The organism is Aquimarina spinulae (assembly GCF_943373825.1).
Taxonomy (GTDB): Bacteria; Bacteroidota; Bacteroidia; order Flavobacteriales; family Flavobacteriaceae; genus Aquimarina; species Aquimarina spinulae.
Genome location: NZ_CALSBP010000001.1, coordinates 947,632 through 961,158 on the forward strand (window position 1 = coordinate 947,632; position 13,527 = coordinate 961,158).

13 protein-coding genes are annotated in these 13,527 nt (G+C 31.5%); 6 read left to right on the forward strand and 7 right to left on the reverse strand.

Annotated elements, in window-relative coordinates; genetic code table 11:
* Positions 1-55 precede the first annotated feature (55 nt).
* Positions 56-1,297, forward strand: coding sequence for a 3-deoxy-D-manno-octulosonic acid transferase (locus tag NNH57_RS04190; protein WP_108808310.1), 1,242 nt, complete (start codon positions 56-58; stop codon positions 1,295-1,297).
* A 48-nt stretch (positions 1,298-1,345) separates the two neighbouring features.
* Here NNH57_RS04190 and NNH57_RS04195 read toward each other — a convergent pair whose 3' ends face one another.
* The 4 genes from NNH57_RS04195 to NNH57_RS04210 all read right to left on the reverse strand — a co-directional run bounded on the left by NNH57_RS04195 (position 1,346) and on the right by NNH57_RS04210 (position 4,985).
* On the reverse strand, positions 1,346-2,002 hold the full coding sequence (locus tag NNH57_RS04195; RefSeq protein WP_074408535.1) for a DUF2461 domain-containing protein: 657 nt from the start codon (positions 2,000-2,002) through the stop codon (positions 1,346-1,348).
* A gap of 14 nt (positions 2,003-2,016) precedes the next feature.
* Positions 2,017-2,631, reverse strand: coding sequence for a deoxynucleoside kinase (locus tag NNH57_RS04200; protein ID WP_024770627.1), 615 nt, complete (start codon positions 2,629-2,631; stop codon positions 2,017-2,019).
* Between the two features lie 172 nt (positions 2,632-2,803).
* Entirely contained in the window at positions 2,804-3,484 is a 681-nt protein-coding gene (locus tag NNH57_RS04205; protein ID WP_074408534.1) for a response regulator transcription factor, read from the reverse strand.
* Positions 3,477-4,985 (reverse strand): sensor histidine kinase, encoded by a 1,509-nt coding sequence (locus NNH57_RS04210; protein ID WP_074408533.1) that lies wholly within the window; start codon positions 4,983-4,985, stop codon positions 3,477-3,479. The genes NNH57_RS04205 and NNH57_RS04210 overlap by 8 nt, the downstream gene beginning before the upstream one ends.
* A gap of 123 nt (positions 4,986-5,108) precedes the next feature.
* On the opposite strand from NNH57_RS04210, the gene NNH57_RS04215 reads away from it, so the two are divergent.
* The 3 genes from NNH57_RS04215 (at position 5,109) to NNH57_RS04225 (ending at position 9,358) form a co-directional block, all read left to right on the forward strand.
* A complete protein-coding gene (locus tag NNH57_RS04215) occupies positions 5,109-5,933 on the forward strand; it encodes a GLPGLI family protein (RefSeq protein ID WP_108808312.1) in 825 nt (274 codons plus the stop codon).
* 111 nt (positions 5,934-6,044) lie between these two features.
* Positions 6,045-8,789 carry a carboxypeptidase-like regulatory domain-containing protein gene (locus NNH57_RS04220; RefSeq protein WP_108808313.1) on the forward strand — a complete coding sequence of 915 codons (2,745 nt, stop codon included), beginning with the start codon at positions 6,045-6,047 and terminating at the stop codon, positions 8,787-8,789.
* 50 nt (positions 8,790-8,839) lie between these two features.
* The gene (locus NNH57_RS04225; RefSeq protein WP_074408530.1) at positions 8,840-9,358 is read left to right on the forward strand and encodes a DUF302 domain-containing protein; all 519 of its coding nucleotides are present in this window, start codon (positions 8,840-8,842) and stop codon (positions 9,356-9,358) included.
* Between the two features lie 74 nt (positions 9,359-9,432).
* Here NNH57_RS04225 and NNH57_RS04230 read toward each other — a convergent pair whose 3' ends face one another.
* The gene (locus NNH57_RS04230; RefSeq protein ID WP_074408529.1) at positions 9,433-9,774 is read right to left on the reverse strand and encodes a hypothetical protein; all 342 of its coding nucleotides are present in this window, start codon (positions 9,772-9,774) and stop codon (positions 9,433-9,435) included.
* Positions 9,775-9,986: 212 nt separating this feature from the next.
* Between NNH57_RS04230 and NNH57_RS04235 the strand changes: the two genes are divergently transcribed.
* Positions 9,987-11,153, forward strand: a complete 1,167-nt coding sequence (locus NNH57_RS04235; RefSeq protein ID WP_108808314.1) for a heparan-alpha-glucosaminide N-acetyltransferase domain-containing protein — start codon at positions 9,987-9,989, stop codon at positions 11,151-11,153.
* Positions 11,154-11,344: 191 nt separating this feature from the next.
* Here the strand turns inward: NNH57_RS04235 and NNH57_RS04240 are convergent, their stop codons facing one another.
* Positions 11,345-12,493: a hypothetical protein gene (locus tag NNH57_RS04240; protein WP_074408527.1), complete on the reverse strand. Its 1,149-nt coding sequence runs from the start codon at positions 12,491-12,493 to the stop codon at positions 11,345-11,347.
* Between the two features lie 181 nt (positions 12,494-12,674).
* On the opposite strand from NNH57_RS04240, the gene NNH57_RS04245 reads away from it, so the two are divergent.
* Positions 12,675-13,097, forward strand: a complete 423-nt coding sequence (locus NNH57_RS04245) for a DoxX family protein (protein ID WP_074408526.1) — start codon at positions 12,675-12,677, stop codon at positions 13,095-13,097.
* 77 nt (positions 13,098-13,174) lie between these two features.
* On the opposite strand, the gene NNH57_RS04250 is transcribed toward NNH57_RS04245, so the two are convergent.
* A complete protein-coding gene (locus NNH57_RS04250) occupies positions 13,175-13,516 on the reverse strand; it encodes a hypothetical protein (RefSeq protein WP_132065762.1) in 342 nt (113 codons plus the stop codon).
* Positions 13,517-13,527: the final 11 nt, after the last annotated feature.

Consider the following 13,527-nt stretch of genomic DNA (forward strand, 5'->3'; position numbering starts at 1 on the left):
AATGTAATTTTAGATAAAAGAAATGTATTTTAGCAATTCATAAAAATTATCATTTTTGGGCATTTTATATAACATCTTTATTGCAATATTTAATAGTATACTTCCTATAGTAGGGCTATTAAGTCCTAAACTTAAATTGTTTGCTAATGGAAGGAAAACAGTTTTCGAAACTCTTGAGCAGCATTTCCCTTCTCAAGATCGTATTCTTTGGTTTCATTGTGCGTCTTTGGGAGAATATGAGCAAGGTGTTCCTGTAATAGAGGAGTTAAAGAAAAAATATTCGGATCATAAAGTATTAGTTACTTTTTTTTCCCCTTCTGGTTACGAAGCTAAAAAAAATAGTACACTGGCTGATATTATTGTATATCTACCTATGGATACCAATGCAAATGCTATTCGATTTATTCAATTGGTAAAACCCGAACTTGCTGTCTTTGTAAAATATGAGTTTTGGCCTAATTACCTAAAAGTATTACAAAACAAAAATGTTCCAGCAGTATTTATATCTGTTACATTTAGAGAAGATCAGGCATTTTTTAAATGGTATGGTGGTTTTATGAGAAAAACTTTACAGACCGTAGATCATTTTTTTGTTCAGGATAAAATATCACAAACATTAATAGAAAAACAAGGTTTTACCAACGTTACATCGAGTGGAGATACACGTTTTGATCGTGTGTCACACCAAATAGAAATGGATAACCATGTTGATTTTATTTCAGAATTTATTAATGAGCGACTTTGTATAGTAATGGGAAGCTCATGGCCAGAAGACGAAGATGTTTTTATAGATTATATAAACGAAGCTTCGGATAAGGTTTGTTTTATTATTGCTCCTCACGAAATAAAAGATAATAGCACAAATACATTAAAACAAAAGATTAAAAAGAAAACCATTTTATATTCTGAAAAAGAAGGGATAGTGCTGAAAGATCAGCAGGTATTTATAATGAATACTATCGGATACTTATCTCGGGTATATAGTTATGCAGATATAGCATATGTTGGCGGAGCTATGGGAACAGGAGGGTTACATAATATTTTAGAACCGGCAACTTTCGGAATCCCTATTGTTATCGGTAAAAATTTTGAAAAATTTAGAGAGGCCAAGCAGCTTCAAAAATTGGCTGGGCTATTTTCGGTTTCAAGTGCTGATGAATTTAACCAGGTACTACATAAACTTGTTGAGGATAAAAAGTTTAGAGAAAAAACAGGAATGATTTCTGGTCACTTTATCAATAGTAATACTGGGGCTACAGCAATGATTATGGCATATTTAATTAAGAAAATTAATTAAAATAAAAAAGCTGAAAAACAACAAAAAACCGTTGATTTTCACTTTTAATTATACAGTAACGGCCTGATTAAAATATCGTCTAAACGGAAGCATTTCTTTATATACAGCAATCACCTTATCCATAAAATCATCTTTCAGTATCTCTTCTTGGTTTAGAGGATGAATAACGGCAAATGTTCTATGACGTAGTAAATCAATATATTCATGATCAGAAGCGTATCCTTTGGGAGTAGTTTTTAGTTTGTCCTTATCTAAATACATCCCTCCAAAGGTCTGTTTAAAGCTTTTTTTGTTTAAAATTTTCACCAGTTCTTCACCATTATAGTCAATTGCTTCTCGAATACTGGCAAGCATTTTGTTTTCTGGTCTCCAGTAACCGCCAGCTAACTCACATTCGTTAATCCCAATTTGGATATAAAAATCACCTTGTTTGGTACGTTGATCCAGTCCTGCTGCAAAATGATCTTTATAAACCGGTTTATTTGGGTGAAAAAGTAAATTGTTATTAATACGGTTAATACCTTTTTTACCTGAAGTAGGATAGTAATTTGGATCTATTGCTGCCAATTTCCCATCCAATTCATCTAGCCATTGTATAAATGAATTACGAATAGTTTGATACTGTTTTCTATTAGCATCCATCCATTCTTTATGATTATTGGCCTGCAAATCTTGTAAAAACAGAAAGAGTGTATTAAAATCCATCTTGATCCAAAAAATTAAAACAACCCGTTTAACTCAGCATCAATACGATTTATAATATTGCCCAAATCCTCTGGGTTATCTACAAAATTGATGTTGTCTACATCTACAATAAGAAGGTTGCCTTTATCATAATCATGCGCCCAGGCTTCATATCGTTCATTAAGCCTGCTTAAATAATCAATACTAATTGTATTTTCATATTCACGCCCACGTTTATGAATCTGATTTACCAGGTTAGGAATACTACTTCTAAGATAAATTAGTAAATCAGGCCCTTCTACTACATTTTCCATAAGGTCAAAAAGTGATCTGTAGTTTTCAAAATCACGATTGGTCATAAGCCCCATTGCATGTAAGTTTGGAGCAAAAATGTATGCATCCTCATAGATCGTTCTATCCTGGATAATATCTTTTCCGCTTTCACGAATATCTAATATTTGTCTAAAACGGCTATTAAGGAAATAAATCTGAAGATTAAAAGACCAACGCTCCATCTTATTGTAAAAATCCTCTAGATAAGGGTTCTCTAATACATCTTCAAAATGAGCTTCCCATTTGTAATGTTTAGCAAGTAATCGGGTCAATGTAGTTTTTCCGGCTCCGATATTTCCAGCTATTGCTATATGCATAGTTGATTGTTTTTCTTGAGGGGTTTTGTAAAAATGTGCGTTAAAGTGTGGGCGTAAATATAGTGGATTTTATGAGTAACATAAAAAGGATAGAAAAGAATTTCTGTAAGATGCATATTTTAAAAACTTAAGTGCTTGCTTAATCAATATAAGTAACGTACAAAAATTGATTTTAGCATACTAGTTTATATCCATATCCTCTTACATTAATAATTTGAATAGATTCGTCTTGTTTTAGTTTTTTGCGAAGTTTAGTGATAAATACATCCATACTTCTACCACTAAAGAAATCATCATCACCCCAAAGCTTTTTAAGAATCATAGAACGATCCAGTACTTGATTTTTGTTTTTGATAAGGTGAAACAGCAGGTGGGCTTCTCTATGTGTAAGTTGCGATGTTTCTTCTTTGTAGGTAAGTAATTGCTTAGGGAAATCGAAAGTATAGGCCCCAATGCTAATAATTTCTGCACTCTGTTGTAAAGTAATGCGATGCAGTAAATTATTGATTCTTACGATCAATTCTTCCATACTAAAAGGTTTTTTTAGGTAATCATTACCACCAATTGTAAATCCTTCTACCACATCTTGTGTTTGAGACTTAGCTGTAAGAAATATGATAGGAATGGTGCTATCTTCTTGTCGAATTTCTTTGGCGAGCGTAAAACCATCTTTTTTAGGCATCATAACATCCAGAACAAGGAGTTTGGGCTGTACAGATTTGTATATATCATAGGCTTCTTCTCCATTTTTGGCCAGGTGTACTTTAAAACTTCTGGTTTCCAGACTCTCTTTAATGATTTGACCTAGAGAAGGTTCATCTTCTGCAAGTAGTATTTCGATTGTCTCAGCCATTAGGTAAAGTAATTTTGAAATTGGTTAACCCTTGATCTAATGATAATTGTATGGTTCCTTTATGTTTTTCAATAATGGTTTTGGTATAAAAAAGACCGATGCCAAAACCTTTAACGTCGTGTGTATTTCCTTTGGGTACACGATAGAATTTTTCGAATATTTTCTCTTTATGGGCTTTAGTTAATCCTGTTCCATTATCTTTAATTTCTATGATGATATGTGGATCTGTATTTATAATACTAATACCCACTGTGTTTCCTCCATATTTAATTGCATTATCAACAATATTATTTATGGCATTTTCAAAGTGAAATACATCTATTTTTCTCCAAATATTCTCATGAGAATTGGTAAAGGTTATATTTTTTTCGGGTGAATTTACCTTATGCTTTTCTGCAATAGTATGAATCAATTTTATTAAATTCGTTTCTTCCAGATTTAATTGCAATTCATCGCTGTCTAGTGTAGCTGTTTCCAGGATTTTTTCGACCATGGTATTAAGTTTGTTTAATTGACCCGAAGACATTTCGATATACTTTTTTGTCTTTTTCTGATCGTTTTCCTGGTTGAAATTTTGAATACCTTCCAGAGCAGCACTTATGGTGGCAATAGGAGTTTTAAATTCGTGTGTGATATTACTTATTAAATCGTTTTTAAGCGCGGCCAGGTGTTTTTGATGATTAATGATTTGAAGTAGATACAATAAGCAACCAATTACCGCAGTCATTAATATAAAAGACAAAAGTATACCAAGCAGGTTTTTCTTCAGAATAGCGATTGTGGTATTGGTGAAAAAAAGTTTTAGAGAACTATTTGGAGGTAAATACGAAGATTTAGATTGAGTGTATAATTGGTTTTTATCGACTGTTAAAGTATCACATCTATTATTGTGTAATTGCTCTAACTGATTGGTATATTTTAAAGTATAATCAGCAGAAACTTTTTTTCGAACGAGTTCAACCTTTAATAAGCTATCTATTTTATTAAGATTCACTTCATCCTGACTTATAGAAATAACAATTTTAGAAGTCAAGGTTTCAAATGGATTTTTATTAGTAGAAACGGTAATGGAATCATGCTCTGATATATTTAGCATAGTCTTAATAGAGTCAGATATTTGTAAAACCTTTATAAACTGTTTTGTAGAATCAATGTTTTTATTTCTATAGAAGGATATTTCTGAAGTTCTGATAGAATCTGATAGATCAGATTTACTGAAATGCTTTTTTGTAGAATCAATTTGTTTTAAAATTTTATCTAATTGTTTACTCGAGAAATAGTTTGAGTTTTTTGGATTGGTTATAAAGCCAAAGGTTTGGTTTTTCGCTAATTCTTCGTAATACTGGTCAACAGCATTGTCTAAACTAATCTGTACTTCATTAACCAATTGTTGTTTGGAAATCTGATAATTTTTGAAATTCCAGTATATCTGAATCACTAGGGTAACCAGAATAACGGCTGAAATAAAATACAATATGCTCTTATAACGATTCTTTTGCATACTTCAAAAGTAAGGTTCTTATCTTATATAAAACCAATCGGTTAACACACGTTAACACTGGTTAACCTTCTGGTTAGGATTCAGTTTTCATATTTGTAACGTATTAATCAAAAAAATCTAATCATGGTACGAATTATAATATTGATAGCACTATTTATGGTTGAAAGCTTGTTTGCTCAGGATTTTCAGGGTGTTGTAACATATAAGACCAATAGAAAAGTGGATCTTAATATGGAAGACTCTAAAATGAATGCTGATATGCAAAAACAACTTCAGGAGATGTTGAAAAAGCAATTTCAAAAAGAGTATGTATTAAATTTTAATACTTCAGAATCGATATATAAAGAAGAAGAAAGTTTAGGAGGGCCACAACCAGCCTCTGGGGTTCAGATTGTAATTGCAGGATCCGGAGCATCTAATATTTTGTATAAAAACATTAAAGAAAAACGCTTTGCCAGGAAACAAGATATGATGGGTAAGCTATTTCTGGTCAAAGATAACCTGGAAAAATTGAATTGGAAGCTCGAAGATGAAACAAAAAAAATAGGGAATTATACATGTTATAAAGCAACGGCAAAACGAATGGGGCAGCGCATGCAAAGTATGACAATTAGTGCTGATAGTGAAGAAGAAATGACAGAGCCTGAAGAAGAAGAAATTACAATTACGGCCTGGTATACACCAGAGATACCAATCTCTAATGGGCCCGGAAGTTATTGGGGGCTTCCTGGTTTGATATTAGAAATCAATAATGGGGATCAAAGTATACTAAGTACTAAATTGGTATTGAATTCAAAAAAGAAAATTGATATCAAAGAACCGACAAAAGGTAAGGTTGTTACAGAAGAAAAATTTGAAAAAATAATGGAAAAGAAAATGAAAGAAATGAGAGATAGAATGAATACACGAAGAGGTAGTGGAGATTTCGAAATACGAATCGGAGGATAAATTTATATTCTAACCCAACACAATACTAATTAGATAACAGTAACTCTACTCTTCATCAAGAGTTACTGTTTCTATAACTCTGGTTATAGAAATAGATAAAATCATTATAAAATGCATAAAAAATTAGGACTATTGGTATTCCTTATAGGGATATCCTTGGCATCTACTGCCCAAAAAGTACAAATTACTGGTTTTGTTAAAGATTCATTAGGAGATCCTATTGCAATGGCTAATGTAATTGCGTATAAGAAGTTGGATAATGCCATGACCAGCTACGGAATTACGAATGATCAGGGTAGGTACAAAATTTCAGTCCCTAATAATGAAACGTATCTGCTAAAAGTGAGTTTTATCGGTCTTACCGCAGAAACAAAATCAATTACAGTAACTACCAAAGATGTAATTTCAGATTTTGAAATGAAATCCAAAGAAAATAGCCTGGACGAAGTAGAAATCGTTTATGAGATGCCAGTAGTAGTAAAAGGTGATACTTTGGTGTATAATACCGATTCTTTTGTGAATGGTACAGAAAAGAAATTAGGAGATGTGTTAGAAAAACTACCAGGAGTCGAGGTTAATGAAAATGGAGAAATTGAAGTCGAAGGTAAAACTGTTTCTAAGGTAATGGTAGAGGGGAAAGACTTTTTTGACGGAGATTCTAAACTGGCAACAGAAAATATCCCTGCTGATGCATTGGATAAGGTTGAGGTGTTACGCAATTATGAAGATGTAGGACAAATGCGCGGGCTGCGTAATTCGCAAGATCAGATAGCCATTAATATCAAATTAAAAGAAGGCAAAAAGAACTTCTGGTTCGGTGATATAACTGCAGGTTCTGGAGTAGGAGAGACAGAGCGTTATATCATAAAACCTAAACTGTTTTATTATAGTCCAAAGTACAGTATTAATGTGCTTACAGATATTAATGATATTGGCGAGGTTCCTTTTACGATGAGGGATTATTTTAATTTCACAGGAGGTTTTAGAAATTTAGGTCGTGGTGGTACATCTTTTAACATTTCTACAGATGATCTTGCTTTTGCGACATTACAAAATAATAGAGCTAATGAAGTTGATACCAAATTTGGTGCGGCAAACTTTAGTCTTACAGCCAATAAAAAACTGGATCTTAGTGGATATGGAATCGCAAGTGATACCAGAGTAGATTTGATCACTAACACACAGAGAGTATATATTGATGATACTACGGATCCTACAGATAACACGGTAGAAGAAACTATTGATAACACCTGGCAACGAAGTAAGTTGGGTTTATTAAAATTAAGTGCAAGTTATAGACCTAACAGCAGTTTTAGAATGGATTATGATATCTTTGGAAAACTTTCCAGGCAAAAGGAAGATGGTGCTTTTCGATCTATAAGATCAACGATTTCTGAAGATATAAATGAGAAACTTGAAAATACTACATTTTCGATCCAGCAAAATATGAATGCGTACTATACATTAGGTACAAAGCATATATTTTCATTAGAAGCACAACATCTATTTCAAAATGAAGATCCTTTTTATAATGCAATACGATCAGAAATTCCTTTTAGGGGAGTTTTTACACAAATAAATAATCCTTTGCTTCCTGATACAGATACTTTTGATCCATTAGAAGAATCTGAAAACTATAGTGTTAATCAACAAAAGGAAGTGAAAACAAATAAACTAGATGCAAAACTGGATTATTATTATGTGTTAAATAAGAAAAGTAACCTCAATTTTACATTTGGAAGTACATTAAGCAATCAAAATTTTGAATCTAATATTTTTCAGATTTTAGATAATGGAAATCAAAATAACTTTGAAGCTAATAAGTTTAATAACGATGTAAAATATAGCTTTAGTGATCTATATGCTGGTTTGCATTATAAGTTTATTAAGGGGATTTTTACATTTAATCCAGGGGTGAGTGTGCATAATTATGGTTTAAAAGATCAACAGTTAGGAACTGAAATAACCCAGAATGAATGGCAGGTGTTACCAGATCTTTTTGTTTTAGCTCAATTAAGGCAAAGTGAAAGCTTACGATTTAATTATTCGATAACAGCAGAATATACAGATGTTAACCGTTTGGCAGCTGGTTATGTGTTTAATAATTATAATTCATTATTTCAGGGAAACCGAAATCTGGAAAATTCATTATATGATAATTATTCATTAAACTATTTCAATTTTAATATGTTTAATTACACTAATATTTTTGCTCAGATATCGTATAGCAATCGGCGTAATCCTATTAAGAATACTAGTGTGATTACGGGAATAAATAGAGTAGATACACCTATTAATTCTAATATGGAAGATCAAATACTTTCTGCCAACGGAAATTTTGCTCGCACGTTTGGAAAAATAAAAGGAAACCTGAGAGCAAATATAAGTTGGTCGAGTTTTAATAATATCGTAAATACGCTCCCAAGTGAAAGCGTAAGTTTTACACAAGTGTATAGTACAGAGTGGTCAACCAATTTTAAAAAAGGACCTAATTTTGATTTAGGATATAGTCTTACGGTTAATGATTATGATAATAATGGAGCCAAAAATACATTTTATACCAGTCAACCATTTGCGAGATTAGATTGGTCTTTTGCCAAAGGGTTTTTGATAAAATCGTCTTATAGGTATTATGATTATCGCAATACAAAAACGACTCTAAATGAATATAGTTTTTGGGATGCAGATCTGTTTTATCAAAAGCCAAATAGTAAATGGGAGTATAAACTGTCGGTAACCAATATTCTTGATACCAAAAGTATCAATCAAGACAATTTTAATGAATTATATAACAGTACATCGAGTTATGTGATCCAACCTCGTTACTGGATTTTAAGTATAAAATATAATCTGTAATTATAGTATAGATGATTACGACCAATTAGAGGTAATCTAAAAAAAACGTAATGGCAACATATAAAGTATTGGGGTTTTTATTTTTGATAGTGATGATATCTTGTAATCAAAGTCAAAAAAACACGTCTAAAGATGTACAAACGAATTCACAACAAGAGATGGAAGTTACCAAGGCACAAGGCATAATCACAAAAATAAGCTCTAAAAACTTTGAAGATACATACAATACATTAGTCGAGATCATTACCAATAATCCTAACCTGAAGATTATAGCGCAATTAGACCATAAAGCTAATGCTGCATCTGTAGATCTAGAATTGAACCCCACACGAGTAATCATGTTTGGTAATCCTAAATTAGGAACTCCTTTAATGCAGAATTCTCAAATTACAGGATTAGATCTTCCTCAAAAGATTCTAATATGGCAAGATGATAATGGTGTTGTTAATGTTTCATACAATGATCCCGAATTTTTAAAACTTCGTCATGAGATTACAGGTAAAGAGGATGTCTTAACAATCATTTCCAAAGCTTTGGATAATCTTTCGAAAGGAGCAACAGGAATATAATAACCTACAATACTTGAGTTAGCCCAACATTCAATACAAATGTCTCCAGGATATATACTATTTATTTCTGGAGGCTAATTTTTTAGTTTTACCTTGATTGGGCCTCCGCTGGATACATAACTTCCGCCTATTTCATCAATATTAATATCCAATTCGTCTTGTGTACTGATACTGTTAAGATCTATTTTAAGCTTATCATAAGTATCAATGTTTTTAATATTTACATCGATCTCATCAGTATTGCTTAGTCGAACCGTTATTGACCCATCATCGTTAATAGGGAGTAACCCATAGTTTGTTGTGGGAGTATTATTTGCATATGCTTTTGGAAAAATATCTATATCTCTTATTACAATAATAACAAGACAGATAGCGATAATCGTGATTATAGACTTGGTATACGTATCAGTTTTCATAAAGTATAGTTTTTGTTTGTTAAAAAATACCAATAAAGGTGCCAAAACCTAGCTTTCTTTATATGAAATCTTATGCATATTAAGAGATTAGACGAGTAAATGCCTTAAAATCAATGCAAAAACCAATAAAAATTACCTAGATTTGCGCTTTTTTAAGCAATAATAGAACCCAAAAACTCGTTTTTCGGGAACAACCTAACCAAACCACAATAATGACTAAACGTACTAGTCGATTGCATTTTCTTGATGCAATTCGGGCATTTGCAATTCTTATGATGCTTCAAGGACATTTTGTACATTCTCTTTTAGGAGATGTATATAGGGACAAAAATAATATTGTATACGCGATCTGGGAATATTTTAGGGGTATGACTGCTCCTACATTTTTTACGATAACAGGCTTTATTTTTACGTATTTACTACTAAAACAGAACACAAAAGGAATAGATAATCCAAGAGTTTTGAAAGGCGTAAAACGTGCTATTAAAGTTATTTTTTGGGGGTATTTATTGCGAGTAAGCTTTTATGAAGTTTTTACAGGAAGAGTGAACCCTTCGTTTTTCTATGTAGATGTATTACAATGTATAGGCACATCATTGTTGCTGTTAATAGGAATATATCTTGTTTTGTGTCGAATTAATGAAACTTGGTTTCAAAATGTAGTGTTAGGTATTGGAGTGATTATTTTTCTTCTCCAGCCTATGTATGGTAGTTGTATACTAGAGTTTTTGCCACAAACAGTTGCAAATTATTTTACAAATAGAAATGGTTCTATTTTTACATTATTACCCTGGTTTGGATATGTGTGTATTGGTAGTTTTATGGCCAGCCTGTTTTTAAAATACGGAAAACAAAAAATGTTTTACCCTCATGCCATTATCGCACTTTTATTCGTAGGGGTATTATTGGTGTTTTATTCTTCGGCTATACTAATGGTTATTTATAATATAACAGATATTGGTATTTTTAAATCAGTAGCTTATAACAACTTCTTATTTATAAGATTGGGAAATGTGTGTATCCTTTTTTCTGTATTTATTTTGATGAAAAACTATGTTACAAATCAGATGATAACCAAAATAGGAGGGAGAACACTATCAATCTATATAGTTCACTTTTTTGTACTTTACGGAAGTTGGTTCGGACTGGGACTTAGTCGTTTTTTTTATCACAGTTTAACACCGGGACAAACTTTTATAGGAGCATTATTGTTTATAATTAGTATATGTGCAACAGTTTTGTATTATTATAAATATGAAGAAGAACTGAAGCTTCAAACACATTATATACTTAAGAAAACTATCTTACCAGAAGCTTTTGTGTTATTTAAAAATACTATTATTCGTACATATCGAAACATTAGATATACGAGGCGATAGTATTATATAGAGATAGTTTCAATGAGCTGTATAGTGGTGCTTCGAGTTATGTAATTCAGCTTCGTCACTAGATTTTGAGTTTAGTACTCTTGTCGGGAGTGTAATTGTACTCTTTATTAAAAAACCTCGAATTGTATCTTTTACAATTCGAGGTTTTTTTACTTTTATTATAGAATATGTTTACATATTTACTATTGTAATAGCTGAATCGGATCTGCTATAACCCTCTTATATTCGGTATAATAAGGTTCGTTCGGATTATTACTAGGAACTATAGCAGTTACATCCATAGTTAATAGTGTTGATTTTGGTATTGGTTTAGAAAAAACCTGAGTATAACCGGGAGTAGAAGAGCCATGACCAACGGTCTCTGGGGAAATAAATCCAGTAATTTCTCCGCTCTCATTAAATGTAAAATTAATAATCACCTCTGTATCTACACCAACAGTGTTTCCTAAAAATGCGCCTAATCTATTGGATGCAAGAGATAATGAAAATTTTTCAACTGCTGCCGAAGAATGGGTAATGTCTGGGATTGTCCAAGAAAGGGTTACGCTACGTTTTGTAATATTACTTACTTTAAAATCAAAATCAGATATTAAAATCTTTTTAGGGGTTTTTACAGAAAAGTTCTTGATCTTTAATTTAGCGTCATTACCTTGATCTTTTGCTACAATTTTTATAGAATAAGTAGTATTTTCTTTTAAAGAATTAATGCTAAAGTAATGTCCAGCAGCAGAAAAAGTATGATTTTCTTTAATTTTTACTCCATCTACAAAAATGTCATATCTATAATCAGCATATGTTGATGATGAACCAATATACCAACCAAATCTAATTCTATCTTCATCGATATTGCTATAATATATTCTAAAATCATCATCAGATTTTTGTATTGAATATCTAAACTTTTTGTCGGCTACCCAGGATTGTTTTGTAAAATTATATACATAGGAAGTTCTTAAGGTATTGATTCCTGAATTTGGTAAGGCAATATATCGACCACTAGAAACACTCGATATGTATGTGAAATTAATACCTTCATGTTGAAGATTATATTTTTCAGTATCTCCAGTATTGGGGTTTCCATGTATGGTATTTCCTGTTTTTTCATAATAATATCCATCAATAGCTGCCCAAGTAATTATAGTTTCTGATTTTGCTTGTGCCAATGTTGATACTGATCTTGTTTTACTTTCTAGTTTGTCAAAAGCAATGGGTGTTGGTTCTAATATAGGTTTTTCAATCGAATCAACTTGAAATTCTTCTTTCTCACAAGAGGTAAAAAAAACAATAGTTAATGCCATGGATAGCGTTGCTATTTTTTTGATTGTAGTCATACTTTTAAGATGTTTTATGTTAATATTATGTGTTATATTCTATGCGAAACTATAGTGTTATATCAAAAAGAATTACCCTGTTTTCAGTGAAAGGTTTCTTTTAAAAAAGAATTCATTTCATATTTTTTTATTATTCTAATAATCAGTATCTTATAGTGGTTTAATCAATACTCATTTTGTCATGCCAACAATAAAATCATTAAACAAATGGGCTAATGCACATACGTATTATCCGTTAGATTTGTTAAGAATTGCATTAGGAGTTTTCTTATTTATAAAAGGAATAAATTTTATTAGTAATAGCCAGATTCTAGTAGATCTTATTAAACCTGTTCAAAACCTTGCGGGTGCTATGATTATAATTCATTATGTAGCTCCGGCACATTTAATAGGAGGTTTACTTATTTCTTTTGGATTACTTACTCGATGGTCGGTTACAGCACAGCTTCCATTATTAATTGGTGCAGTTCTTATCAATTTTGTGGGAGAGATGAATGTGGCAAACCTTGTTATTGCTAGTATAATTTTGTTATTATGTGTATTTTTCTTGTTCTACGGTTCGGGGAAACATTCTGTAGATTACTATCTAAAAATGCAACAATGAAACAATAAAAACAAAATAAAGAGTTTAGTGCATTTCGAAAATAAAAAAACCGCTCATTGAGCGGTTTTTTTTATTTTTTACCATCCCGATAAGCGGGATTTCCCACTATTAGAAGGAATGTCTAAGTATATAGTGTCTATTTTTTTTGAAGCATAAACATTGCTTTTGTATTTAGAAGCTCTTTTTTTATTCTTTTCAATTTGTTTTCTTATTTTTTTCCACTTCTTTTCACTATAAATAGTAGTGTTTTTTGATTGCTGAGCTACATTTTTATTTGCCTCTACCGAGTTAGTAGTATAAGAGGAAGCTTGTTTTTGTAACGTGTTATTAGTAATAGGTTTGAAATCAGTTGTGTTACTTTGTCCTATCGATGAATACGATATACATAGTAATAGTACTGTAGTCATAGCAATTTTCATTTTTTTAGATT

Coding starts and splice junctions, on each gene's coding strand:
- NNH57_RS04195 (WP_074408535.1), bottom strand. CDS start 2,002: ATGGATTTTAATACACTCTTTCTGTTTTTACAAGATTTGCAGGCCAAT.
- NNH57_RS04200 (WP_024770627.1), bottom strand. CDS start 2,631: ATGCATATAGCAATAGCTGGAAATATCGGAGCCGGAAAAACTACATTG.
- NNH57_RS04205 (WP_074408534.1), bottom strand. CDS start 3,484: ATGGCTGAGACAATCGAAATACTACTTGCAGAAGATGAACCTTCTCTA.
- NNH57_RS04210 (WP_074408533.1), bottom strand. CDS start 4,985: ATGCAAAAGAATCGTTATAAGAGCATATTGTATTTTATTTCAGCCGTT.
- NNH57_RS04215 (WP_108808312.1), top strand. CDS start 5,109: ATGGTACGAATTATAATATTGATAGCACTATTTATGGTTGAAAGCTTG.
- NNH57_RS04220 (WP_108808313.1), top strand. CDS start 6,045: ATGCATAAAAAATTAGGACTATTGGTATTCCTTATAGGGATATCCTTG.
- NNH57_RS04225 (WP_074408530.1), top strand. CDS start 8,840: ATGGCAACATATAAAGTATTGGGGTTTTTATTTTTGATAGTGATGATA.
- NNH57_RS04230 (WP_074408529.1), bottom strand. CDS start 9,774: ATGAAAACTGATACGTATACCAAGTCTATAATCACGATTATCGCTATC.
- NNH57_RS04235 (WP_108808314.1), top strand. CDS start 9,987: ATGACTAAACGTACTAGTCGATTGCATTTTCTTGATGCAATTCGGGCA.
- NNH57_RS04240 (WP_074408527.1), bottom strand. CDS start 12,493: ATGACTACAATCAAAAAAATAGCAACGCTATCCATGGCATTAACTATT.
- NNH57_RS04245 (WP_074408526.1), top strand. CDS start 12,675: ATGCCAACAATAAAATCATTAAACAAATGGGCTAATGCACATACGTAT.
- NNH57_RS04250 (WP_132065762.1), bottom strand. CDS start 13,516: ATGAAAATTGCTATGACTACAGTACTATTACTATGTATATCGTATTCA.